This is a genomic window from Campylobacter sp. (assembly GCF_020024835.1).
In the GTDB taxonomy this organism is placed as follows: Bacteria; Campylobacterota; Campylobacteria; order Campylobacterales; family Campylobacteraceae; genus Campylobacter_D.
Map to the genome: position 1 here is coordinate 52,029 of NZ_JAHHTD010000003.1, position 23,944 is coordinate 75,972.

Genomic DNA, 23,944 nt, shown 5'->3' on the forward strand with positions numbered 1-23,944 from the left:
CTATGGATAAAAATTTATATACAAAAAATATTAACGCCTTAAATCTTGATTTTAAAGAGGTATTTAAGCAAATCACATCAACAAAATATAAAATCCTTCAAGGAAAAGATTCTTTGGATATGAATATCGCTGATGATAGGGGGGGGGTAATTTATGAAAACCCTCTTAAAGAGCTAGATACAATGTTAAATCACTACAATCAAAATTTTAATCTTTATCCTGTGCTGTATTTTTACGGCTTTGGTAATGGAATTTTATATAAAGCACTATTACAAAATCCAAATTTAAAGCATATAGTAGTTTTTGAAAGGGATTTTGAATTGATATATTTATTATTTTTTTATATAGATTTTTCTAAAGAACTTAAAGAAGGTAGATTGATTTTAGTAAAAGATGATATAAAAAATTCTTTATTATTTTCTTTTATGTCTAAAAATCCTTTTAGAGAATTTATAAGAACTTATTTTTTAGAACCTCATTGTAAATACTATGAACAATACCAAGAAAATATTTTAAATTTAAACACTAAAATGCTTTCAGTTATTAGAACTATTTCCATTGCTAGAGGCACTAGCACTCAAGATACTTTTGAAGGTATAAATAATTTTATAATTAATACACCAACTATGATTAGTAAGCCTTCTATGAAAGAGCTTTTAAATAAAAGAAAAGCCAAAGCAAAAAATGCCGTGATAGTATCTACTGGACCTTCTCTTACAAAGCAACTTCCTTTACTTAAAAAATATCAAGAAAATGTGGTGATTTTTTGTGCTGATAGTGCTTATTCTATACTACACGAAGCTAATATAAAGCCTGATTATGTTTTTATGGTAGAAAGAAGTGATTTTACAGCAGAATTTTTTAACAATGATTTTGGTGAATTTGATAAAGATATTATTTTTATTTTAGCTTCTTTAGTGCATCAAAATGTTATAAAATATTTAGAAAAAAATAATAGAAATTTTATGTTTATTTCAAAAGGAACTTTTGAAGTTTATTTTTCACTCCATAGTTTTGGTTATGTTGATTACGCTATATCTGTAGCTCATTTAGCTTTTATACTAGCAAATTTATTAGAATTTGAAAATATCATTTTTATAGGGCAAGATTTAGCTTATAATGATTTAGGCGAGTCTCATCCTAAAAATTATAAGCATAGTGCAAATTTCGAAAGCAACTTGGGTAAAATTCAAATCTTAGCCTATGGAGGTAAAGGTTGTGTGCAAACTCATATAATATGGGATATGTTTAAAACAACTTTAGAATACCTAATCTCTCAATCTAAAATAAAAATTTATAATGCTACCGAAGGTGGAGCTAGGATAGAAGGGACTATAGAAAAGCCATTTAAAGAGCTTTGTGAAAATTTATTAACTCAAAAATTAAAAAAATCTTTTAGTAGTTTAAATAATCCTTCATTAAATAAAAAACAAGAATATCTTTTAAAATTTTATTATAAAAACTTAGCTTTATTAAAAGATGTTGAATTTTTCTTAAAAAAATATACAAAAAAATGCAAATTTATACAAGAAAATACGGACTTAAATAAAATCATACAATATTTAGATGATTTTAATTTAGATGATTTTGAAAACAATATCTTAGTCAAATTGTTGCTTGCGTGCTTTCTTGATCAATTGCGTTTTAAATTAGGAAAAATTTATATCATACAAGCATTTAATGAAAATATGCGTTTAGAAAAAACAAAAGCTTGGATACAAGCTCACTTAGAATATTTTAATTTAATATGTATTAATTTAGAATATTTAAATTCATTGATATTAAAAAATAAAATATTTATAGAAAATGAACTTGCAAAAAATAAACTTCAAAGATATATACAAAAATGACGATATTCTTAATTATCACAAAGGCAGATTATGAAAACAGAAATTTTTAAAAAGAATTTAAAATCACTAGCAGGTGGAGAATACAAAAAATTAAAGCAAAAATTACGTAAAGTCAAAGAAAGCAAGGATTATACCTATGTATATGATAAAGATCCGTTAAATTGCAATATCCTTTATAAACACTCTAAGTCATTATATAAAAATCCTTTAAAAGAATTAGAAGAAAATTTAGAAAATTTTAATAAAAATTACACAAGATATCCGGTTTTATTTTTTTATGGACTAGGAAATGGAGTTTTTTACAAAGCCTTATTAAAAAATAAAGAGCATAAAAGAATAGTAGTTTTTGAAAAAGATATAGAGCTTATTTTTTTGATTTTAAATGTCCTTGACTTTTCTAAACAATTGCAAGAAGGAAGATTTATATTAATACATACTAAAGAAATCAATTATGCTAAGGCTGATTTTTTGTGTTCTTTTTTTGATTTATTTTTAAAAACATATAATCTTCATATTCATTCTAGTTTTTATGAACAAGAACAAAAAAAAGAAATTAAAGCAATCAATAGTTTAAATTTAAAAGTGATTAAAAACTTAGCTTTAAGAAGAGGAAATTCTCCAATTGACGCAATGCAAGGCTTAGAACAACTTGTCTTAAATTTACCAAAAATATTAACTCATCCTAGTTTTAGTGAATTAAAGAAAAAAAGAAGCAATAAAAGCAAAAATGCTATTTTAGTAGCTACTGGACCATCTTTAAAAAAACAACTTCCTTTGCTTAAAAAATACGCTTTAAAAGCTACTATTTTTTGTGCTGATAGTGCATATCCTATACTAGCAAAAGCTGGTATAAAACCTGATTATGTGTGTATGCTAGAAAGAGATGATATAGTAGCAAAATGTTTTGATAATGATTTTGGTGAATTTGATAAAGATATTACTTTTATTTTAGCTTCTTTAGTGCATAAAAATACTATAGATTTTTTAGAAAAAAATAAAAGAAAATATATCTTAGTATCTAGATCTATGCCTTTTGCGTATTCTTTGGGTTTGCATGATTTTGGTTATGTGCAAGGTGGTATGAGTGTTGCACATTTAAATTATGAATTAGCTTCTTTATTAGGTCATGAAAATATCATTTTAATAGGTCAAGATTTAGCTTATAGTAATGATGGAAAATCTCATACAGAAGACTTTTTACATAGTGATTATCATATAAATGATTATGAAAGAGATCAAGGTAGATTTGAAATTCCAGCTTATGGTGGCAAAGGTTTAGTGCAAAGTTCTGAAATTTGGGTTTTGTTTAGGCAGATATTTGAAAATTTATTTTATAAACAAACAAAGGTAAAAATTTACAATGCCACTGAGGGTGGAGCTAGGATAGAAGGGACTATAGAAAAGCCTTTTAAAGAGCTTTGTGAAAATTTATTAACTCAAGATATTAAAAAACCTTTTGCAACATTACAAGTTCTAAAACGTAAAGAAAGAGAAGAATTAATGCTTAAAGCTTATAAGCAAATCAAAAAAAATATTAAATTAAGTGAAAATTTTTCAAAAACTTGCAAGAAACTTTATAGAGAATTAAATGCTCAAAGTAAAATTCGATACACTTTTGATGAATTAAATATAAAAATTGATACACTAAAAGAAAAATTAGAAAGCAATAAATATATTTTTTTAAGAGAGATTTTAAGCCCATCTATATTTCATTTAGAAAGCACTTTTTCTAAAATTTATGTAGCGTCTATCCACAATGAAAGCGACAGACAAAATAAACTTGTAGCTTGGCTTGAAGCACATAAAGCTTGGCTTGAAGATATCGCTGAACTCACTCAAGTTCAAGAAAAAGCTTTAAAAATAGCCATTATGCCTTTGCAAGATATATTAGAAAAAAGGAATTTGATTTAATAGCAAAGAGTTTTAACTCTTTGCTTAAAGATTATTGTAAGAGTTTTAAAACATTTTGTTGCACAGCATTTGCTTGACTCATAGCATAAGATCCGCTTTGAGCTAAGATGTTAAATTTAGCAAAATTTGCACTTTCAGCTGCAAAATCCACATCTCTAATGTTTGATTCTGCTGATTTAATATTTACTTGAGTTACGCTAATATTGTTTAATGTTGCAGTGATTTGATTTTGCACTGAACCAATATCTGCTCTAATAGCGTCTAAATTTCTAGTAGCTGTTTCAGCTATATCCATTACAGCCATAGCACCTTTTAAAGTAGTAACTCCAGCTTGTTGATCTTTAGCTGCTACTGTGATACCACCTGCACTAGTTTGGAAATTAATAAATTGTGAATTACCATTTGCACTTACTCCAAAAACTAATGAAAATGCAGTCGCATATAAACCAGCGTCTGTAGAATTGTAAAGTTTAGACATATCTTTGCCACTACCTATAGAAAATCCTGAACCTTCACTCATACCATTAGCACTCATAAAAGCAGAAACAGATGAATAAGTAATGATCATTTTACCGCCACCTTTATAAGCATTAAAGCCCATAGCATCGGCTACATTAGTATCAATTTGTCCTTTTGATTCTCTTAAAGATATAGAAGCTTGAGAAATCATATCTGTTGTGCCCATACCTACAGCTGAAAGATTTGTTCCTGAGATTAAAATATCTTTACCATCATTTTTGATTAAAGATAAGCGACCATAATTTTCATAATTAGTTTTTAATATACCTGAACCAGGTCCTATATTTCCGTCTATTTTAATACCTCTACCATCTCTTGAAGTAAGAAGCAATCTACCATTTTCATCTTTAGCTGCTTCAACTCCTGTAGTATCTTTAACTGAATTTATAGCTGAAATTAAGGCTCCGTTATTGTCTCCATCTTGGTATGCTACCTCACCGATTTTTACTCCATTAATAGAAAAAGCAGCATCAGTTTTTCCTGCTTTCATAGGACCAATGCCTGTAGTTTGCACTAAGAAATTTGCTCTAACTCCAGTTACATCAGCTACCCTATTAATCTCTTCAGCTAAAGCTCCAAGTCCAGTTCCTACTGAAGTAGAAATTATTACAGGAGGGAATTTAAAATCATCTATACCATTATAATTTTTAATAGTAACTTGAGCTACCCCACTACTATGAGCTGCAGAGCCTGTTTCAAATCTAGTAACCCCTATTTTAGAGCTTTGAGTAGGTCCTATACTAGCTTTAACAGATTGGTTTGATTGAGAGCCTATTTGAAATTCTTGATTAACAAAACCACCACTTAATAATTGCTTACCATTAAAAGAAGTAGTATTTGCTATGTTATCAAGCTCTTCCATTAAACGATTGATGTCTGCTTGAAGCATATTTCTTGTCTTCATACTTTGTCCATCTTGGGCAGCTTGAGTAGCTTTTACTTTGATAGTGTCTAAAATTTTAAGTTGTTCATCCATAGCTTTATCAGCAGTTTGTAAAATACCTATAGCATCATTACCATTATTAATAGCTTGACCTAAAGTTGCAGCTTGTGATCTTAAGCTATCAGCTATCGCCATACCTGAAGCATCATCTGCTGCAGAATTGATCCTAAGACCTGAACTAAGTCTGCTTAGAGATTTGTCAAGCTCTCTTGCTGTCATAGTTGAATTTGCATGTGCATTCATTGCACCTATATTGGTGTTTATTCTAAAACCCATTTTAAATCCTTTCAATAATATTGCTAAAAAGATATAAGCAATATTTATTCCAAGATTAAAATAGATCAAAAGTATAAGTAAGAAATAAAAACACCTTAATTAATAAGGTGTTTTAAGAAGTTATTGTAGTAATCTCATTACATTTTGTTGCACAGCATTTGCTTGACTCATAGCATAAGATCCGCTTTGAGCTAAGATGTTAAATTTAGCAAAATTTGCACTTTCAGCTGCAAAATCCACATCTCTAATGTTTGATTCTGCTGATTTAATATTTACTTGAGTTACGCTAATATTGTTTAATGTTGCAGTGATTTGATTTTGCACTGAACCAATATCTGCTCTAATAGCGTCTAAATTTCTAGTAGCTGTTTCAGCTATATCCATTACAGCCATAGCACCTTTTAAAGTAGTAACTCCAGCTTGTTGATCTTTAGCTGCTACTGTGATACCACCTGCACTAGTTTGGAAATTAATAAATTGTGAATTACCATTTGCACTTACTCCAAAAACTAATGAAAATGCAGTCGCATATAAACCAGCGTCTGTAGAATTGTAAAGTTTAGACATATCTTTGCCACTACCTATAGAAAATCCTGAACCTTCACTCATACCATTAGCACTCATAAAAGCAGAAACAGATGAATAAGTAATGATCATTTTACCGCCACCTTTATAAGCATTAAAGCCCATAGCATCGGCTACATTAGTATCAATTTGTCCTTTTGATTCTCTTAAAGATATAGAAGCTTGAGAAATCATATCTGTTGTGCCCATACCTACAGCTGAAAGATTTGTTCCTGAGATTAAAATATCTTTACCATCATTTTTGATTAAAGATAAGCGACCATAATTTTCATAATTAGTTTTTAATATACCTGAACCAGGTCCTATATTTCCGTCTATTTTAATACCTCTACCATCTCTTGAAGTAAGAAGCAATCTACCATTTTCATCTTTAGCTGCTTCAACTCCTGTAGTATCTTTAACTGAATTTATAGCTGAAATTAAGGCTCCGTTATTGTCTCCATCTTGGTATGCTACCTCACCGATTTTTACTCCATTAATAGAAAAAGCAGCATCAGTTTTTCCTGCTTTCATAGGACCAATGCCTGTAGTTTGCACTAAGAAATTTGCTCTAACTCCAGTTACATCAGCTACCCTATTAATCTCTTCAGCTAAAGCTCCAAGTCCAGTTCCTACTGAAGTAGAAATTATTACAGGAGGGAATTTAAAATCATCTATACCATTATAATTTTTAATAGTAACTTGAGCTACCCCACTACTATGAGCTGCAGAGCCTGTTTCAAATCTAGTAACCCCTATTTTAGAGCTTTGAGTAGGTCCTATACTAGCTTTAACAGATTGGTTTGATTGAGAGCCTATTTGAAATTCTTGATTAACAAAACCACCACTTAATAATTGCTTACCATTAAAAGAAGTAGTATTTGCTATGTTATCAAGCTCTTCCATTAAACGATTGATGTCTGCTTGAAGCATATTTCTTGTCTTCATACTTTGTCCATCTTGGGCAGCTTGAGTAGCTTTTACTTTGATAGTGTCTAAAATTTTAAGTTGTTCATCCATAGCTTTATCAGCAGTTTGTAAAATACCTATAGCATCATTACCATTATTAATAGCTTGACCTAAAGTTGCAGCTTGTGATCTTAAGCTATCAGCTATCGCCATACCTGAAGCATCATCTGCTGCAGAATTGATCCTAAGACCTGAACTAAGTCTGCTTAGAGAATTATCCAATGATCTTGAATTCATATTTGCATTTGTTTGAGCATTTAAAGATGCCACGTTAGTATTTATACGAAATCCCATTTTAAATCCTTTTAAATAATTTCAATCGCTTCCATTCGATTGCTAGAAACCATATCGAAAATACATAAAAAAAGTTTATAGTTTTAAAAGAATTTTATAGTTTTCAATGGCTAAATTTGTGTTTTTAAGACTTCGCTCGCAAAAATCTAAAAAAATCTTTAAAAAATCAATATAAGCATTTGCTATATTATTTGAGTCTTGATAAAGATTTACATTAAAAAAACCTCTATAATAAAACAAAGGCATATACATAGAATACCTTAAAACATATGATTTATCTATCATTGTATTAAAATCAAAAATATTTTTTATGATTACATCATAATTTTGTGTTTCATTTTGATTTTTTAGTTTTTGTAAAATTTCTAAAAGTTTTGATCCTTCAAAGAAAAGATAAGATAATTCTAAATTTTCCTTTAAAATACGATCTAAAATTTTTTTTAAGAGTTTTGCTTGCTTGTTTTCACTTAATATATTTGGCAAGATATAATCTTTCTTCTCTTGTTTAAGTTTTCTTAAAATTTCCTCAAAAGGTATTTCTATAGTATAGTCTATATGAGCTCCACCTTGAGTTGCATTATAAAAATTTATTTGTGAATTTGATACAAATAAAACCTCTAAACGTTTTCTCATTTCATCCCAACCTATATGGCTTTGCACAAAATCCTTTTGACCATAAGCTAAAACTGAAAGTTTTGGTGTTGTATGTTCTGCTTCTTCTACATTATGAAAAGTAAATGCACTAACATCTGCGTGAGAATTGCCACTTTCATTAAAAGCTAAATCCTGCCCTATCATAATAACATTTAAAAATCCAAGTGCTATAGCAAAACTATACGCAAAATGTGCTACATTTACACCTGAATCCATATAAACAAAATCATTTAATCTAAAATCTTGTTGATAATCCACATTTTTTAAGGTAAAAATTTTTTTCTTTTTATCTTTTAATATCTGCACTAATGCTTGATCTACATTGGAGCTAATCACATAAATAGGCTCTTTAAGATTAAATGGTAAATTCTCATAAAATAATGCACATACTTTAGAAATATCCATAGAAAAAACAAAATCTGGATAAATTTCATTTTTTAATAAAGTTTTATAAGTAGCATCTAAAGAAAAAATTACAAAATCATCTTGATATTGTCTTAAAAGGTTTAATTGTTTGTTTAAAGAAGGTCCTGCACAAACTACTATGACACTTTTGTTTTTTCCTTTATTTTCATAAATAAATCTTTGCAAAGGGATATTTTTTAACACTGAAGGTAAGTTAAGCAAAAATTGCCTATGAATTTTAGTGTCCATATCAAAACTCACATCTACATTGCCTACTACTCTAGATATAACACTTATACATTTTTGATAAACAAAATCTTCCATTGTGCTTTTATCATAAAATTGACTATAAGAAAAAAGCTTAAAAAGACCTAGATACTCAAAACAATCTGCTTGTGAAAATAATAAACACAATTGTTCTTCTAATCTTTTTTCTTCTACATCACAAAGATAAATTTTGCCACTAGAAAGCTCTATGCTAAGATCAATTTTGCTCAAAACATTAGCAAAAAATTCTACTTTATCAAATATGAAAATATGTTTATTGATTAGTTTTTTTAAAAAAAGTCCCTCGCCTATACCGCAAAAAAATATATTAGGCATTGTTAAGGCTTCTTTTGGTGGTATAAAAGGAGTTTGACTTGGAAAAATATTGATAAAATTTTCTTCTTTTAAATTTAAAATTTTCTCTTTTAATGGCCTGTTTGTTGATTCTAAAGCATTAAGATTTTTTTGTAAAATCATTTTTTCTACCTTTTTTAGTCGATTATAAATTATAACATTAAAATACATTTTATTTAAAACACATCTATATAAGCAAAAAATTTAATTTTTTTTTATACACTTTTATAAACTTATTTTTAAGGTAATTAATGAAAAATTTAATCATTGTAGAATCGCCCGCAAAAGCTAAAACTATAGGAAATTTTTTAGGCAAAAACTATGAAGTTATAGCTTCTAAAGGACATATAAGAGATTTACCAAAAACTAGTTTTGGTATAAAAATAGAAGATGAAGAATTTAAACCAGAATACCGAATTTCTAGTGATCATTCTAATTTAGTCAAAGAATTAAAACAAAAAGCAAAAACAGCTAAGCAAGTTTATCTTGCAACTGATGAGGATAGAGAAGGTGAGGCTATAGCTTTTCATATAGCAAAAGCGATTAATAAAGACGAAAAAACTTTACCTAGAATCGTTTTTCACGAAATCACAAAAAGTGCCATAGAGCACGCTTTAAAAAATCCAAGGTATTTAGATGTAAATAGTGTAAATGCTCAACAAGCAAGACGCTTGCTTGATCGTATTGTCGGATATAAATTAAGCCCTTTGCTAAATCAAAAAATTCAAAAAGGACTTAGTGCTGGTCGAGTGCAAAGTGCGGCTTTAAAAATAATCGTAGATAAAGAAAGAGAAATCAATGCTTTCGTGCCTTTAAAATACTTTAGTATTGATATGATTTTTCAAGAAAATTTAGACGCACAATTGGTTGAATTTCAAGGTCAAAAAATAGAAAAATTTACTATCACTAATGAAGATAGGGCAAAATTGATTTTTAATGCTTGCCAGAATGCTAATTTTAAAGTAAAAAATATAGAAAGCAAAGATAGAAAAATAACTCCTCCTCCTCCTTTTATGACTTCTACTTTGCAACAAAGTGCTAGTAATCGCTTAGGATTTAATCCTAAAAAAACTATGATAATTGCTCAAAAACTTTATGAAGGTGTTAAAACGCACCAAGGAGTTATGGGTGTTATTACTTATATGAGAACAGATAGCTTAAATATAGCTAAAGAAGCTTTAGAGCAAGTTAGAAAGCTTATAAAAGATGAATTTTCAAAAGAATACTTACCTAGCACAGCTAATATTTACACTACTAAAAGCAAAGGAGCTCAAGAAGCTCACGAAGCGATAAGACCTACAAATTTAAGCTTTACACCTAAACTTGCAAGTGAATTTTTAGATAAAGATGAAGCAAGGCTTTATACATTAATCTATAATCGTTTTTTAGCTAGTCAAATGCAAGTGGCTATATCGCAGATACAAAATGTTTTTGTAGCTTCAAATGAAGCAGTATTTAAAATTAGTGGTAGAAAAATTTTATTTGATGGACATTATAAAGCTTATGGCGATATGGATAAAGATAAAATCTTACCTATCTTAAATTTAAACGATATTTTAAATATACAAAATATAGAATTAAATTCACATCTTAGCGAACCTCCTTCAAGGTATTCTGAAGCAGGGCTTGTAAAAAAGCTTGAAAATTTAGGTATAGGACGCCCATCAACTTATGCGCCAACTATATCTCTTTTAAGCACAAGATCTTATGTTAGAATTGAAAAAAAACAATTAATCCCCAACGAAATTGCTTTTAATGTTACAGAAATTTTAGAACAAAATTTTAGTGATATAGTAGATAGTGATTTTACTTCAAAAATGGAAGAATCCCTTGATGCTATCGCAGAAGGAAAAATGGACTGGCAAGAACTTTTAAAAAATTTTTACTTTCCTTTTATGCGTAAAATAGATGCAGGTAAGAAAAATATCAAAAGTCAAAAAACCTTTACTAAACTTGATGAGCAGTGTCCTGAGTGTGGTGGTGAGCTTGCTATACGCAAAGGTAGATATGGAGAATTCATCGCTTGTTTAAATTTTCCAAAATGTAAGTATTCAAGGAATTTAAAACAAGAAAATAAAGAACAAGAAAAATCTTCATTAAAATCCATAGGATTAAAATGTCCTTTGTGTCAAGAAGGTGAAGTAGTTGAACGCTTTTCAAAACGAGGGAAATTTTATGGATGTAGCACTTATCCAAAGTGTAATTTTATCAGCAAATATAAGCCAAGTGAAGAAAAATGTGAAGAATGCGGTGAGTTTATGGTTATTAAAGAATTAAAAAAAGGGACATTTTTAGAGTGTTTAAAATGTAAAATTAAAAAGGAAATTTAATGCAAATAATGCTTTGTGCTATATCTAATATAGCAAGTGGCGGGTGTGGTGAAGATTGTAAGTATTGCACTCAAAGTGCTTATGTAAAAACTAATATCCCAAAATACAAAAAAAAAGATATCGAACAAATTGTAAAAGAAGCCAAGCTGGCTAAGAAAAACGAAGCCTTGGGCTTTTGTTTGGTTACAGCTGGACTTGGACTTGATGATGAAAAATTAGAATATGTTTGCAAAAGTGCCTATGCTATAAAAAAAGAAGAGCCAAATTTGCTACTTATAGCTTGCAACGGCAAGGCAAATTTAGAACAATTAAAAGAACTTAAAAAAGCTGGAATTTTTTCTTATAATCACAATCTTGAAAGTTCAAAGGAATTTTTTCCACAAATTTGCTCCACTCATACTTGGGAAGAAAGATTTCAAACAAATCTTTATGCTAAAGAAGCAGGGCTAATGCTTTGTTGTGGTGGAATTTATGGACTAGGAGAAAGTCAAGATGATAGAATTAGTCTTAGAAAAAGCTTACAAGAGCTTCAACCTTTTTCTAGCCCTATTAATTTTTTTATCCCTAATGAAAATTTGAATTTAAAGCAAGAATTACTAGATACAAAAGAAGCTTTACAGATTATCAAAGATAGCGTCAAAGCCTTACCTCAAAGTGTTATTATGGTAGCAGGAGGTAGAGAAGTGGTGCTTAAAGAAAGACAATATGAGATTTTTGAAGCTGGTGCTAGAGCCATCGTGGTGGGGGATTATCTTACAACTAAAGGCGAAGAACCTAGTAAAGATATACAAAAATTAAAACAAATGGGATTTAGTTTTGCTACACAATGTCATTGATACTCAAGCAGTAATAGATCTAAAAATTTTATTTGTTGTAGCAACTTGTCTTTTAACCTCTCCTTATATAGCTAAATTTTTAAAACTACCGCTTTCAGCAACTGAAATCATACTTGGTTCTTTGATAGGATTTTTAGGCTTTATAGGAGAAAGTGAAAAATTTAAACTTTTAGCTAATGCTGGATTTTATTATCTTATGTTTATAGCAGGTATGGAGATTAATCTAAAAACTTTTTTAAAAACAGAAAAAAGTTTATTACACAAAGCATTAATTTACATAGCTTGTTTGTATTTATTTAGCATTATAGTTGTAAAAAGTATAAATCTTTCTTATATTTTTATTATTATTATACCTGTTATGAGTGTGGGATTGCTTTCTATTCTTTATAGAGATTTTGGTAAAAATTGCGATTGGTTAAATATCTCTATGGTTGTTGCAACCCTTGCAGAAGTTGTAAGCATAGTTTTACTCACTATCACAGCAGCCTTTTTAGGACAAGGAACAGATATTTTTTCTTTAACTCAAAATTTATTATATTTGATAGGATTTTTAGCTCTTTGTATTTTTGGATTTAAAATTTTAGAAGTCCTTTTTTGGTGGTATCCTCAACTTAAAACTATATTAATGCCTTGGCAAGATCAAAATGAAAAAGATATAAGATTTTGTATGGCAATATTTATAGCTATAGTAGCTATTATGATTTATTTTAAACTTGAAGTTGCTCTTGGAGCTTTTATAGCAGGGTCTTTTATAGTAACATTTTTTGATCATAAAAAAGATTTAGAGCACAAACTTTCAAGCTTTGGCTATGGTTTTTTAATCCCTATATTTTTTATTCACATAGGCTCAAGCTTTAAATTAGAAAAACTTTTAAATTCTGAAGTTTTATTTATAGCTTTTTCACTCACTCTTTTTATGATAATTTTAAGAATTCTATCTGCTTTAGTTTTTATAAAAAATTTAGGTTTAAAAAATACCTTTTTATTTGGTCTTAGTCATTCTATGCCATTGACTTTACTCATAGCTATAGCTACTCTTTCATTTGGAGCTAAAATTATATCTGAAGAAATTTATTCAGGCTTAGTTCTTACAGCTTTGCTTGAAGCCATCTTAGCCATAAGTTTAATAAAAATTATAAACAATTTTAATAAAAATAAATCTTGCTAAGATTATGCTATACTTCACACTATGAAAAATTTAGATACACTTTTAGAATTAGCCTTAAAAGCAGGCAAGCAGGCAGGAAAAGTTTTGTTGGAGTATAAAAATAAAAATACTCTATGGATTAAAGATGATAATTCTCCAGTTGGATTAGCTGATATAAAATCAAATGAAATTATAAGTGAAATTTTATCCTCAAGCGATATCGCTATTTGTTCAGAAGAAAATATACTATCTTATGAAGCACGATCTAAATTAGAATATTTTTGGCTAATTGATCCATTAGATGGGACTAAATCTTATGCTAAAAACGACAAAGAATATTGCGTATTAATTGCTTTGATTCATAAAAATAGGCCTGTATTATCTCTTATAGTTGATGTTGAAAATGACGCTTATTATTACGCACATACTCATACAAAAGTATATAAAAATGAAAAGCTTATAAATCTTGATGATGAAGCTTATAAAAAAGTGCAAAATATAGCTTTATACTCTAAAAATCACGACAATAATGAAGATTTTTTTATAGAAAACAAACTAGAGGGGATAAAAGTATCCTCTGCTTTAAAATTTGTCTATTTACTCGAAGCTAAAGCTGGAATTTATCCTCGTTTTGGGGGTCCTAAAGCTTGGGATATAGCAGCAGGTGATTTTTTGATTATACAAAATGGCGGAATTATGCAAGATTTTAATAAAAATCTACTTGATTATAATACTAAAGACCTTGCTTTACCAAGCTTTATCGCTTTTGCTAAAAAAGAATATATACTCAAAGATTTTCAGTGAGATTTTTTTTAATATTTTTGTGTTTTATTGGAATGTTTGCAAATTCTTTTGAAAACAAAAAAATTATAAAATTAAATACTCAAGATGATTTTAATATCATTAATTTAAATCAAAATATCGACTATGAAAAACTTTCAAATATCATTATTTTAGCACTAATTCCAAGTTATGAAAAAGAATACAATTTTTATTTTTCAAATTTTAAAATTAACGCTTATAAAATGGCTAAAGATACTCTTTTAAAATTAAATTATATTATCAATCAAAATAAAGATCTTGCTCTAATTGATCAAAAAGAAAATCAAAAATATATTAATTCCCAAAGTATTATTAATCCACAAAAGGCTTTTATTGGTGCAAGTGATTTTTTAGAATTTAATACTTTTAAAAAACCAAATTTTATTATTTTGCTTGATTTAAAAAATATCCAAGCAGTTCAAAAGAATTTTTTATTTTTTTCAAACTTTGATACCTTAATCAATATAGAATACAAAATTTATAATGCAAAAACAAATAAATTAAAAGACCATAGATTATTAAAGATTCAAAGTAATTTTAATACCAGCAACAAAGAAAAATCTTATGAAGAACTTATAACAAATATCGCAAATGCAATTTTTACAGATATAAAAGAGATTATATAATCACTACTTCTTCTTCTAGAAAAATACCAAATTCATCAAAAACTTTTTTCTTTGCTAAATTTATTAAATACATAGCATCTTCAAAATTTGCGTGTTTTTTATTAATCAAAAAATTTGCGTGCTCATTGCTAAACATAGCGTCATTTTTACTAAAACCTTTCAAACCTACTGCCTCTATAAGTCTTCCAGCATAATCATTTGTAGGATTTTTAAAAATAGAACCAAAGCTAGCACCTTTAGGCTGATTTTTTCTAGTATTTTTTAAAAACTCATCTTTTTGAAAATCAAAACCAAATTCTACAAAAAAAACTGCACTAAACATTGGCACTTTAAGGGGATTAAATCTATAAGCAAAAGCTATATCTTTTTTTAAAATTTCTTTTTTAAAAATCTTTATGCTAACTAAATAATTACTGATATTTTCATCTTTTAAGCCAGCATTCATTTTTAAAATTCCGCCTAAAGTTCCTGGAATATTTCTTAAAAATTCAAAACCTTTAAGATTATTTTTTTTAGCAAAATTATAAATATTTGAAGATTTGCTAGCACAACCTATTTCTAAAAAAAATCCATTTTTGTTTTTATCTAAAATTTTTATATAATCAAATTTTTTTCCTAATATCCCAAGTTTTTTAGATTTTGGAGAAACTAAAAGATTATTAGCCCCGCCTATTAATATCCCATCAAAATCACAAAGTTCCTCTAAAACTTGAACTTTAAATTTTTCTCCTATATGTATAGAGCTATATTTAGAAAAATCAATAATCATCGTATAAAATTTGGAATATGATTTATCATATTAATAGTAAAATCCATCATAGAGCTTATCATCCACGGCATTAAAAAAACTATTACAACTACAACAAGTAAAATTTTTGGAACAAAAGAAAGTGTCGCTTCATTAATTTGCGTTACAGCTTGAAAAATACTTATAATCAAACCAGCAATAAGCCCAGCTAAAAGCATTGGCAAAGACAGCATAAGAGTTATTTTAAAAGTTTGCACACCTAAGGATACTAAAGCACTTTCCATTATTTCTCCTTTATAAAAGGTCAAATTCTATCAAAAATTTTTAAGAATTTCTAAATTTTTCATATTCATCTGGTATGAGATAAAACCTGCTTTTAATTAAATTTTCATAAAAATTATATTGATAACCTAGCTCAAAAAGCTTATCAATGGCATTGTATTGTTCGTCGTTCATTTTAATTGAATTTTTATTTGCATATAAATTCAAATAAATTTCTAATTTTTGCTTATCTACGCGGATTAAATTCCTTTCCATTAACATAGGTGCTAAAATTTTTTTATTATGATCGGCTAATTGCACGGCTTTAATTAAATCTTTTTCTATATTAATAGCATCATTTAATGGCAATGATCTTCTTAAAGCCATACCACCAAGTGGCAAAGGCAAATTATCTTTTATTAAATCTTGCCATATATCCCAAATTTCAGCTTCTACGCATAAAGAATTATCAAAATCCAAAATACTCTCGTGGATTAACACTCCAGCATCAACTTCATCTTCTAAAACAGCTTTTTCAATTTCTAAAAAATTCTTATAAACAATTCTTGCTTGAGGATATTTTATACGAAAGATTAAAGCATTGCTAGTATGCATTCCGCTTAAAGCTACTTTAAAATTTGTTTTTAACTTTTTATCTTTTTTCTTAATAAGCTTTGGGCCATAACCCTCACCAAAACTTACTGCAGTTTTTAATAAAGCATACTCACTTGCTATTAAAGGATACAAGGCAAAAGAAATTGCACTCACATCAAATTCATTTTGCAAAGCCATTTCATTTAATGTTTGTATATCTAAGGCTATGTTTGTATATTTATAATTATTACCAACCCAGCCAAATTTAATAGCCATATACATAAAAATATCATCAGCATCTGGAGAGTGTGCGACACTAATTTTTTTCATATTTTTTCCTAAAATTTTAATAAAAGTATTTTATCAAAATTCGATACTAAAACTTATATTAAATTTCTTTTTGATACAATTTTCAACACAATCTAATAAGGAAAATTATTATGGACGATAACAAAAAAAAGTCTTTAGATGCGGCTTTAAAGAGTCTTGATAAAACATTTGGAAAAGGAACTATTTTAAGGCTTGGCGATAAAGAAGTAGAAAAAATTGATTTTATTTCCACTGGATCGGTTGGACTTGACTTAGCTCTAGGTATAGGTGGAATTCCTCAAGGTAGAATTATAGAAATTTATGGACCTGAAAGCTCGGGAAAAACTACTCTTACTTTACATATCATCGCTGAATGTCAAAAAAAAGGTGGTGTATGTGCATTTATAGATGCTGAGCACGCATTAGATGTAAAATATGCAAAAAATTTAGGTGTAGATACTGAAAATCTTTATATTTCTCAACCTGATTTTGGTGAGCAAGCCTTAGAGATTGTAGAAACTATAGCAAGAAGTGGAGCAATTGATTTAATTGTAGTAGATAGTGTTGCAGCACTCACACCAAAAGCTGAAATTGAAGGAGATATGGGAGATCAACACGTAGGGCTTCAAGCAAGATTAATGTCTCAAGCACTTAGAAAATTAACCGGTATAGTTCATAAAATGAATACCACCGTTATTTTTATAAATCAAATTCGTATGAAAATAGGTATGATGGGCTATGGCACCCCTGAAACTACAACAGGTGGAAATGCACTTAAATTTTATTCTTCTGTGCGTTTAGATGTAAGAAAAACTGCTACATTAAAACAAAATGATGAACCTATTGGAAATAGAGTAAAAGTAAAGGTTGCTAAAAATAAAGTAGCACCTCCTTTTAAACAAGCTGAATTTGATGTAATGTTTGGTGAAGGCGTAAGTCGTGAAGGAGAGTTGGTAGATTATGGTGTTAAGCTTGATATTATCGATAAAAGCGGTGCGTGGTTTTCTTATAAAGCAACTAAACTAGGACAAGGAAGAGAAAACGCAAAGGCATTTTTAAAAGAAAATGTAGCTATAGCAGATGAAATCACGCAGGCTATACAAAATTCTATCGGTATTGATAATGTCGTTTTAAGTGCTAAAGAAGATGAAGAAGAGGGAGAATAATGCTAATTATAGAAGATTTAAGAGCTTTTGAAGTTTTAGATAGCAGGGGAAATCCAACTATAAAAGCTGAAATAATGCTAAGTGATGGAAGTAGTGGAAGTGCTATAGTTCCAAGTGGAGCAAGCACTGGCAAAAAAGAAGCTTTAGAGCTTAGAGATAATGATGAAAGATTTGGAGGTAAAGGAGTTTTAAAAGCTATAGAAAATATCAATGGTGTTATTGCTGAAAATATTATAGGATTAGATGCTTTTAATCAAACTCAACTTGATAATACTTTACTTGAAATTGATGGAACAAAAAATTATTCGAATTTAGGAGCAAATGCAACTTTAGGAATTTCTATGGCAACTGCTCGTGCGGCTGCTAATGCATTGGGTATTCCGTTATACCGATATTTAGGTGGGGCAAATGCAAGTGTGTTGCCTATTCCAATGTGTAATATCATTAATGGTGGTGCTCACGCAAACAATAGCGTTGATTTTCAAGAATTTATGATTATGCCTTTTGGCTTTTCAACTTTTAAAGAAAGCTTAAGATCAGTGTGTGAAATTTATGCTGTGTTAAAAAAAGAATTAGCAAATTTAGGGCACTCTACTGCCTTAGGCGATGAAGGTGGTTTTGCACCTAATTTAGCAAACAACACAGAGCCATTAGATCTTTTAATGACTTGCATTAAAAAAGCTGGCTATGAAAATAAAATTAAGCTTGCCTTAGATGTAGCAAGTAGTGAATTTTACAAAGATGGTAAGTATCATTTAGAAGGAAAAAATTTTTCAAGCGAAGATCTTATTGCTCGTTATGAGGAACTTTGTGCAAAATATCCTATATTTAGCATAGAAGATGGTTTAGCTGAAGATGATTATGAGGGCTGGATTAAACTCACTCAAAAACTTGGAAATAAAATTCAACTTGTAGGCGATGATTTATTTGTAACAAATGAAGATATTTTAAGAGAAGGTATAATAAAAAATATGGCAAATGCTATATTAATTAAGCCTAATCAAATTGGCACTATTACTCAAACTATGAAAGCAGTAAGATTAGCACATAGAAATAATTATAAATGTATTATGAGTCATAGAAGTGGTGAAAGTGAAGATACTTTTATAGCTGATTTTGCTGTAGCATTAAATACTGGACAAATCAAAACTGGAGCCTTAGCTAGAGGTGAGAGAACTGCAAAATACAATCGCTTATTAGAGATTGAATTAGATAATGATGAATATTTAGGAGAAAGACTCTGAGTGATTTATTAAAAGAATATGATGAGCATTCTAAGAAAAAGGAAGCTTATCAAAATCTTATTAAGACTATTGCATTGTCTTTATTAGCGGTTATTGTTGCTATGTATTTTGGTAATATGTTTTTTGGAAAATCATCACTAGATGTTTTATTAAGCTTAAAACAAGAGAAAAAACAATTAGAAAATAATATTGATATTTTAAAAGCAAAAAACGCTCAAGCACAAAAAGAATATTTGCAGCTTTTAAGACTCAAAGGAGTAAATGTTGAAAATTAGATATTTAATATTTTTATTACTAGGGATACTTTTAAATGCTAAAGAAAATCCTTTTGATAATAACATAGAAAGAAAAAATCTTGAATTTGCAGATTTTGGTCCTTTCCAAAGACAAGATTTTAATTTTGATTCTAATGCAAGAATTTTAAAAGATATCACTTTAAGATATATAAATCTTGATGGTTCAGAACAACAAATCACTCTTGATATAAACAAAAGTATAAATTGGCACGATAGCTTTGCTTTTGTAAAAAGCAAAACACCTAATACAACTCCTATACTTGATGTTTCTGTTACTACTACAAAGGAGAAAAAGACCGGAGGAAAAAATGAAGAGGATAATTCAACTATTAATATAGAAACCCCTTTATTTACAGGAGATATTTATAATTTTATCTCTCTTAGTTTTTATAACAATAAAATCAATATCAATACACGTGATAAAATGTTACGAAATTTATCTATAGGCAATCCGACAAAAATTATCGTTGATTTTGCAAAAAATCAGCATTTTAATACAAAAACACTTCAAGTAAATACTGCCAATGTTAAAAAAGTAGTATTTGGATCGCACAAAAATTTTTATAGATTAGCAATCTACCTAGATGGTAAATATGATTATGATTACTCAAAAAATAAAAATCTTCATATATTTAATCTTCACTAAGAGTTTTTTAACTCTTAAAGCCTTTAGGCGATATTTTGCTCTCTTTAATATGGTATTTATTTTAAAAAATTCTTTTTTCATCAAATAAGCTAAGCTATATTAAAAATCCTCTTAAAGAAAATATAAACACTAATTAATTTTTAGTATAATTTCAATAAAATTCAAAAGATTGTAAATGACTTATACTATTTTGCCTCCTAATCAATTTTTAGATGATTATGTTTTAAATGTTGAATTTTACCACTATGCTAAAATTTCAAAAAATGCCTTTAAATTTTGGAAAAATACACAAGCTGCAAAATATCAAGGCACAAGAATTATTTTCTTGCATAAAAAAAATATCTTGGCTAAGTATCAAAATATCGTAAGTCAATGCACAAATTTAAATGGATACGTTTTAGCAAGTGCTTTTTGTTCTTTTACTACCTTAGCACCATCACATTTAGTTAAAAAGAATAATTCTCAAATTTATAAACTTTTACAATTAAAAGAAATTCAAGGAATAAAATTTGTAAATTTAAAAGCATTTTATGATTTTTTAAAGCTTGATTATAATTGCAATATTTACATAGAAAAATGCCATTTTTTTAGCCCCACTCCACTAGAAAAAAGAATTCAAATCACTCCTTCTTTGTGCGTAGGGTATTATTAATATAAAAATTTATTATTAATCCATCTCATAAGTATCATCATCATTGTATTCATCATTATACTCATAATCATCATCATCGTAATTATAAGATCTTTGTTTATCTACATACTCATCATCTTCTATATCATCATATACTTCATCTTCATAATCTTGAAATTCTTCATCATATGCCATTTGTTTTTCCTTGGTTTAATATTTTTTGTAATATTTTAATATAATTTTTTAAATTTAAAGCGAGGAAAAATATGCACTTAACACACTTAGATGAAAAAAATCACCCAAAAATGGTCGATGTAAGTGAGAAAGATATTAGTTCTAGGGAGGCTGTAGCTAGTGGAAAAATTTATATGAGCGAAGAAGCTTTTAAAGCTATTATAGAAAATAAAGCTAAAAAAGGACCTGTTTTGCAAACTGCAATCATAGCAGCTATTATGGGGACTAAACAAACTTCAAATCTCATACCTATGTGTCATCCTTTGATGATTTCAAAAGTGCAAACTCATATTGAAGAAAATCAACAAGAACACTCTTTTAAGCTTTATGTTAGTGTAAAATGTGAGGGCAAAACAGGAGTTGAAATGGAAAGTTTAACAGGAGTAAGCATAGGACTTTTAACTATTTATGATATGATAAAAGCTATTGATAAAAGTATGCAAATTACTGATATCGTCTTAGAAAGCAAGGAAGGGGGGAAAAGTGGTAAATATTTGCGATCTTAATAAAGAACCTATTATAAATTATCCTACTTTTTGGGACTATAAAGTAGTGGTAGAAGCTGATACTGATATTTTAGAAATCTTTAATAATATCTTTAACGAAAGAGAATTTAAATACAAACTCTCAAATACTAGCAAAGAAGGTAAATATAAAAGCTATCTTTTAAGTGTTTATGTTGATAGCAAGGCTGATCGTTTAAATATTTTTAACCAATTAAAAAATCAAACCAAATTTATACTTTAAGGATTAAATATGAAAAATTTATCATTGATTTTTGAAAATTCAATTTTAGCCGCTGAAAAAGAGCAAATTCCTAATCTAATTAGCGAATTAACCTTTAATTTAAGTTACAAAAAAATATCAAGCGAACATATAAGCAATGAAATATTACTAACAAATTTCATTAATATTTTAGAAAAATTACAACTTGCTAATGAAGAAAATATAGCAAAAATTATACAAGCAATCACTCAAGCTAGAATTGAAGATGAAAAAAAAATATTTTTCAATTACCTCAATGAGCTTAGCAACTTAAAAAGCAAAATAAAAGACCAAAAAGATATCATAAAAAATAAAATTTGTGAAAATTTTATTGATTTAGAACGCACTTTAGATACATTAAATTTAAAACATTTTCATATTAGTATCAATGACGCAATGCTTTATGATGTAGAATTTTTAGGGCTTTTGCAAGAAACAGCAGAAAATGCTTTTATCACAACTTTAGAAAAAGGAGAAGATGTAGAGCTTACAAGCTGTGAAATAGCAAAAAATTTAATCTTTAATGCTATTTGTGAGGGAGATTTTGAAACTAAAAGAATTTTGGATATTTCTAAAGTTGTCTTAAATTCTGCTTTTGATTTAGCTAATGAATCTAAAGTTTTTGCTTATGATTTATGTGTAGGTGTGATATATGGCACACAAGAAGGAATTTCTTTAGCAGTTGATAAATTTAAATCTAACCTTGCGTATTGTTCTTTAGAACAAGATTTAAAACAAAAAGAAAAAGAACTTGCTGATATCGAATACGAATTTATACAAATGCTAAAAAATATTAGTTTTTCTGTAAATAATCCAGTAAAAGATATATTAAAAGAATTACTTGATAATAAATTTGATACTTTATTTACAAAATTTAAACGATTAATACAAGAAAATAGGGAACAAATTTTAACAAAAATAAACGAATTAAAGCAAAATCCAAAAATCGATGATTTTAATAAATTTGCTCAAAGTAAGCTAAATATACTAGCAAAAGAATTAAATGGACTTGAAAAAATAGCTAGTGAAAAATATAAAAATTTAGATAAACATAATGCAAAAGAATTAGGCAAAAGATTGTGGCAAAAAGCTAAAAAAATTATCAAAAATAAAAATTTATAAAAACATTTCATTATATTTTATGATATACTCCATAAAAATATTACTTTTAAAAAAGGAGAAGCCTATGAGTGCAAAAATGGGGGGGGGTATTCAAATACAATGATATTTTTAACTGGTTTTTATAGTATTAAAAAGAAACTTTTGTTTGTATTTACTTTAAATATTGTATTAGCTATGTTTGTCATCACTTTACTTGCCTTTTTATCTAGTAAAGAAAATATTATTTCAAATAGCAAAACAGCAAACGAAGCGTATTTGCTGACAACAGCAACTCAAGTTAATGGCTATGTAGATAATTATATAGATGTCTTATTAGCTATTAAAAAACGTATAGAATCTATGCCATTATATCAAACTAAGGATTTTAATTCTTTAGAACAATATTTTGCTAAAGATTTGCAGATCATTAAAGAAAGCTCAAACACTTTAGCCGTGTATCTTGGTTTTCCAGATGGCACAATGTTAGTAAGTGATGCAGATTCAGATAAACAAAATAAAAATTTTAGAAAAAGAGGTGGCGGGATTTCATCTTATGATAATCCTGAATATGATTCAACTTCAAGGGCTTGGTATAAAGGAGCTATCGCAAATAATGGAATTTTTGTCAGTGATGTGTATGAAGATTCTGTAACAAGACTCCCTTCTTTTACTTATTCTGTTCCTATTATAAAAGAAGGTAGATTGGTCGCAGTTTTGGGGATAGATTTATTATTAACTCCACTTCAGCAAAATTTTGAAAAATTACCAGGAAAAGTTTTTGTATTTGACACAACAAGCTCAATTCCTTTTGCATCTAGCGATAAAAGCATAATTTTAAAACAATACCCAAGCATATCTAAGATTATGCAACATTACAAAGATGTTGGAGATTATAAAACTTTTGAATATCTTCGTGCAGATCAAACTAAGAAATTTGGAATATGCACTCGCATAAACAATTCTAAAGCTAAAATAAATTACATAGCTTGTGCTGTGCAAGAACAAGAGAGTTTAGAAAAAGCGATAAATCAAAGTGCATATACTCAAATTTTCATTTCTATCGTTATTTCTATCATATCGTGCTTCATAGCTTATATGATTTTAGTAAGAATGTTTTCCCCAATCCAAAAAATCCAAACAGGCTTAAATTCATTCTTTGATTTTATCAATCATAAAACAAAA

23 protein-coding genes are annotated in these 23,944 nt (G+C 28.2%); 16 read left to right on the top strand and 7 right to left on the bottom strand.

The genetic code is table 11. The annotated features are described in order from the left end of the window. Positions 1 to 2: 2 nt before the first annotated feature. Positions 3 to 1,850, top strand: a complete 1,848-nt coding sequence (locus tag QZ429_RS01165; protein WP_291949787.1) for a motility associated factor glycosyltransferase family protein — start codon at positions 3 to 5, stop codon at positions 1,848 to 1,850. 30 nt (positions 1,851 to 1,880) lie between these two features. Continuing rightward, positions 1,881 to 3,761 carry a motility associated factor glycosyltransferase family protein gene (locus QZ429_RS01170; RefSeq protein ID WP_291949790.1) on the top strand — a complete coding sequence of 627 codons (1,881 nt, stop codon included), beginning with the start codon at positions 1,881 to 1,883 and terminating at the stop codon, positions 3,759 to 3,761. Positions 3,762 to 3,792: 31 nt separating this feature from the next. On the opposite strand, the gene QZ429_RS01175 is transcribed toward QZ429_RS01170, so the two are convergent. From QZ429_RS01175 to QZ429_RS01185, 3 genes are all read right to left on the bottom strand, one after another. Beyond that, entirely contained in the window at positions 3,793 to 5,499 is a 1,707-nt protein-coding gene (locus QZ429_RS01175) for a flagellin A (RefSeq protein WP_291949793.1), read from the bottom strand. 120 nt (positions 5,500 to 5,619) lie between these two features. Continuing rightward, on the bottom strand, positions 5,620 to 7,326 hold the full coding sequence (locus QZ429_RS01180; RefSeq protein ID WP_291949796.1) for a flagellin A: 1,707 nt from the start codon (positions 7,324 to 7,326) through the stop codon (positions 5,620 to 5,622). Positions 7,327 to 7,401: 75 nt separating this feature from the next. Continuing rightward, on the bottom strand, positions 7,402 to 9,129 hold the full coding sequence (locus QZ429_RS01185; RefSeq protein WP_291949799.1) for a 6-hydroxymethylpterin diphosphokinase MptE-like protein: 1,728 nt from the start codon (positions 9,127 to 9,129) through the stop codon (positions 7,402 to 7,404). A gap of 128 nt (positions 9,130 to 9,257) precedes the next feature. Here QZ429_RS01185 and topA point away from each other — a divergent pair, with 128 nt between their 5' ends. Genes topA through QZ429_RS01210 form a run of 5 tightly spaced genes read left to right on the top strand, consistent with a single transcriptional unit; the run spans position 9,258 to position 14,767 of the window. Beyond that, positions 9,258 to 11,336, top strand: coding sequence for a type I DNA topoisomerase (gene topA, locus QZ429_RS01190; RefSeq protein ID WP_291949801.1), 2,079 nt, complete (start codon positions 9,258 to 9,260; stop codon positions 11,334 to 11,336). Further along, the gene (locus QZ429_RS01195) at positions 11,336 to 12,172 is read left to right on the top strand and encodes a biotin synthase (RefSeq protein WP_291949804.1); all 837 of its coding nucleotides are present in this window, start codon (positions 11,336 to 11,338) and stop codon (positions 12,170 to 12,172) included. The genes topA and QZ429_RS01195 overlap by 1 nt, the downstream gene beginning before the upstream one ends. After that, positions 12,153 to 13,340, top strand: a complete 1,188-nt coding sequence (locus QZ429_RS01200; RefSeq protein ID WP_291949807.1) for a cation:proton antiporter — start codon at positions 12,153 to 12,155, stop codon at positions 13,338 to 13,340. Before QZ429_RS01195 ends, QZ429_RS01200 begins: the two co-directional genes overlap by 20 nt. A gap of 21 nt (positions 13,341 to 13,361) precedes the next feature. Then, complete coding sequence (locus QZ429_RS01205) at positions 13,362 to 14,123, top strand: inositol monophosphatase family protein (protein ID WP_291949809.1); 762 nt, start codon at positions 13,362 to 13,364, stop codon at positions 14,121 to 14,123. Beyond that, positions 14,120 to 14,767, top strand: coding sequence for a hypothetical protein (locus QZ429_RS01210; protein ID WP_291949811.1), 648 nt, complete (start codon positions 14,120 to 14,122; stop codon positions 14,765 to 14,767). The genes QZ429_RS01205 and QZ429_RS01210 overlap by 4 nt, the downstream gene beginning before the upstream one ends. Here the strand turns inward: QZ429_RS01210 and QZ429_RS01215 are convergent. Genes QZ429_RS01215 through QZ429_RS01225 form a run of 3 tightly spaced genes read right to left on the bottom strand, consistent with a single transcriptional unit; the run spans position 14,760 to position 16,700 of the window. After that, on the bottom strand, positions 14,760 to 15,536 hold the full coding sequence (locus QZ429_RS01215; protein ID WP_291949815.1) for a UDP-N-acetylmuramate dehydrogenase: 777 nt from the start codon (positions 15,534 to 15,536) through the stop codon (positions 14,760 to 14,762). The two genes, QZ429_RS01210 and QZ429_RS01215, sit on opposite strands and share 8 nt — an antisense overlap. Further along, on the bottom strand, positions 15,533 to 15,802 hold the full coding sequence (gene fliQ / locus QZ429_RS01220) for a flagellar biosynthesis protein FliQ (protein WP_147500647.1): 270 nt from the start codon (positions 15,800 to 15,802) through the stop codon (positions 15,533 to 15,535). The genes QZ429_RS01215 and fliQ overlap by 4 nt, the downstream gene beginning before the upstream one ends. A 37-nt stretch (positions 15,803 to 15,839) precedes the next feature. Beyond that, positions 15,840 to 16,700 carry an MqnA/MqnD/SBP family protein gene (locus tag QZ429_RS01225; protein ID WP_291949818.1) on the bottom strand — a complete coding sequence of 287 codons (861 nt, stop codon included), beginning with the start codon at positions 16,698 to 16,700 and terminating at the stop codon, positions 15,840 to 15,842. 110 nt (positions 16,701 to 16,810) lie between these two features. Here QZ429_RS01225 and recA point away from each other — a divergent pair, with 110 nt between their 5' ends. The 5 genes from recA (at position 16,811) to QZ429_RS01250 (ending at position 20,683) form a co-directional block, all read left to right on the top strand. Continuing rightward, complete coding sequence (recA, locus tag QZ429_RS01230) at positions 16,811 to 17,845, top strand: recombinase RecA (protein ID WP_291949821.1); 1,035 nt, start codon at positions 16,811 to 16,813, stop codon at positions 17,843 to 17,845. Further along, the gene (eno, locus tag QZ429_RS01235; protein WP_291949824.1) at positions 17,845 to 19,089 is read left to right on the top strand and encodes a phosphopyruvate hydratase; all 1,245 of its coding nucleotides are present in this window, start codon (positions 17,845 to 17,847) and stop codon (positions 19,087 to 19,089) included. The genes recA and eno overlap by 1 nt, the downstream gene beginning before the upstream one ends. 101 nt (positions 19,090 to 19,190) lie before the next feature. Further along, a complete protein-coding gene (locus tag QZ429_RS01240) occupies positions 19,191 to 19,364 on the top strand; it encodes a hypothetical protein (RefSeq protein ID WP_366559215.1) in 174 nt (57 codons plus the stop codon). Continuing rightward, entirely contained in the window at positions 19,351 to 20,031 is a 681-nt protein-coding gene (locus tag QZ429_RS01245) for an AMIN domain-containing protein (RefSeq protein WP_291949829.1), read from the top strand. Before QZ429_RS01240 ends, QZ429_RS01245 begins: the two co-directional genes overlap by 14 nt. A 175-nt stretch (positions 20,032 to 20,206) precedes the next feature. Further along, positions 20,207 to 20,683, top strand: coding sequence for a cysteine permease (locus tag QZ429_RS01250; protein WP_291949831.1), 477 nt, complete (start codon positions 20,207 to 20,209; stop codon positions 20,681 to 20,683). Between the two features lie 15 nt (positions 20,684 to 20,698). On the opposite strand, the gene QZ429_RS01255 is transcribed toward QZ429_RS01250, so the two are convergent. Further along, positions 20,699 to 20,857, bottom strand: coding sequence for a highly acidic protein (locus QZ429_RS01255; protein ID WP_291949835.1), 159 nt, complete (start codon positions 20,855 to 20,857; stop codon positions 20,699 to 20,701). A 71-nt stretch (positions 20,858 to 20,928) separates the two neighbouring features. Between QZ429_RS01255 and moaC the strand changes: the two genes are divergently transcribed. The 4 genes from moaC to QZ429_RS01275 form a co-directional block, all read left to right on the top strand. Next, positions 20,929 to 21,402, top strand: a complete 474-nt coding sequence (gene moaC / locus QZ429_RS01260) for a cyclic pyranopterin monophosphate synthase MoaC (RefSeq protein ID WP_291949838.1) — start codon at positions 20,929 to 20,931, stop codon at positions 21,400 to 21,402. Beyond that, the gene (locus QZ429_RS01265; RefSeq protein WP_291949840.1) at positions 21,380 to 21,643 is read left to right on the top strand and encodes a DUF493 family protein; all 264 of its coding nucleotides are present in this window, start codon (positions 21,380 to 21,382) and stop codon (positions 21,641 to 21,643) included. The genes moaC and QZ429_RS01265 overlap by 23 nt, the downstream gene beginning before the upstream one ends. A 9-nt stretch (positions 21,644 to 21,652) precedes the next feature. Beyond that, the gene (locus tag QZ429_RS01270; protein ID WP_291949843.1) at positions 21,653 to 22,783 is read left to right on the top strand and encodes a hypothetical protein; all 1,131 of its coding nucleotides are present in this window, start codon (positions 21,653 to 21,655) and stop codon (positions 22,781 to 22,783) included. Positions 22,784 to 22,882: 99 nt separating this feature from the next. Then, positions 22,883 to 23,944: cache domain-containing protein (locus QZ429_RS01275; protein WP_291949846.1), on the top strand; the 1,062-nt coding region annotated here is incomplete at its 3' end.

Coding starts and splice junctions, on each gene's coding strand:
- QZ429_RS01165 (WP_291949787.1), top strand. CDS start 3: ATGGATAAAAATTTATATACAAAAAATATTAACGCCTTAAATCTTGAT.
- QZ429_RS01170 (WP_291949790.1), top strand. CDS start 1,881: ATGAAAACAGAAATTTTTAAAAAGAATTTAAAATCACTAGCAGGTGGA.
- QZ429_RS01175 (WP_291949793.1), bottom strand. CDS start 5,499: ATGGGTTTTAGAATAAACACCAATATAGGTGCAATGAATGCACATGCA.
- QZ429_RS01180 (WP_291949796.1), bottom strand. CDS start 7,326: ATGGGATTTCGTATAAATACTAACGTGGCATCTTTAAATGCTCAAACA.
- QZ429_RS01185 (WP_291949799.1), bottom strand. CDS start 9,129: ATGATTTTACAAAAAAATCTTAATGCTTTAGAATCAACAAACAGGCCA.
- topA (WP_291949801.1), top strand. CDS start 9,258: ATGAAAAATTTAATCATTGTAGAATCGCCCGCAAAAGCTAAAACTATA.
- QZ429_RS01195 (WP_291949804.1), top strand. CDS start 11,336: ATGCAAATAATGCTTTGTGCTATATCTAATATAGCAAGTGGCGGGTGT.
- QZ429_RS01205 (WP_291949809.1), top strand. CDS start 13,362: ATGAAAAATTTAGATACACTTTTAGAATTAGCCTTAAAAGCAGGCAAG.
- QZ429_RS01215 (WP_291949815.1), bottom strand. CDS start 15,536: ATGATTATTGATTTTTCTAAATATAGCTCTATACATATAGGAGAAAAA.
- QZ429_RS01225 (WP_291949818.1), bottom strand. CDS start 16,700: ATGAAAAAAATTAGTGTCGCACACTCTCCAGATGCTGATGATATTTTT.
- recA (WP_291949821.1), top strand. CDS start 16,811: ATGGACGATAACAAAAAAAAGTCTTTAGATGCGGCTTTAAAGAGTCTT.
- eno (WP_291949824.1), top strand. CDS start 17,845: ATGCTAATTATAGAAGATTTAAGAGCTTTTGAAGTTTTAGATAGCAGG.
- QZ429_RS01240 (WP_366559215.1), top strand. CDS start 19,191: ATGTATTTTGGTAATATGTTTTTTGGAAAATCATCACTAGATGTTTTA.
- QZ429_RS01245 (WP_291949829.1), top strand. CDS start 19,351: ATGTTGAAAATTAGATATTTAATATTTTTATTACTAGGGATACTTTTA.
- QZ429_RS01250 (WP_291949831.1), top strand. CDS start 20,207: ATGACTTATACTATTTTGCCTCCTAATCAATTTTTAGATGATTATGTT.
- QZ429_RS01255 (WP_291949835.1), bottom strand. CDS start 20,857: ATGGCATATGATGAAGAATTTCAAGATTATGAAGATGAAGTATATGAT.
- moaC (WP_291949838.1), top strand. CDS start 20,929: ATGCACTTAACACACTTAGATGAAAAAAATCACCCAAAAATGGTCGAT.
- QZ429_RS01270 (WP_291949843.1), top strand. CDS start 21,653: ATGAAAAATTTATCATTGATTTTTGAAAATTCAATTTTAGCCGCTGAA.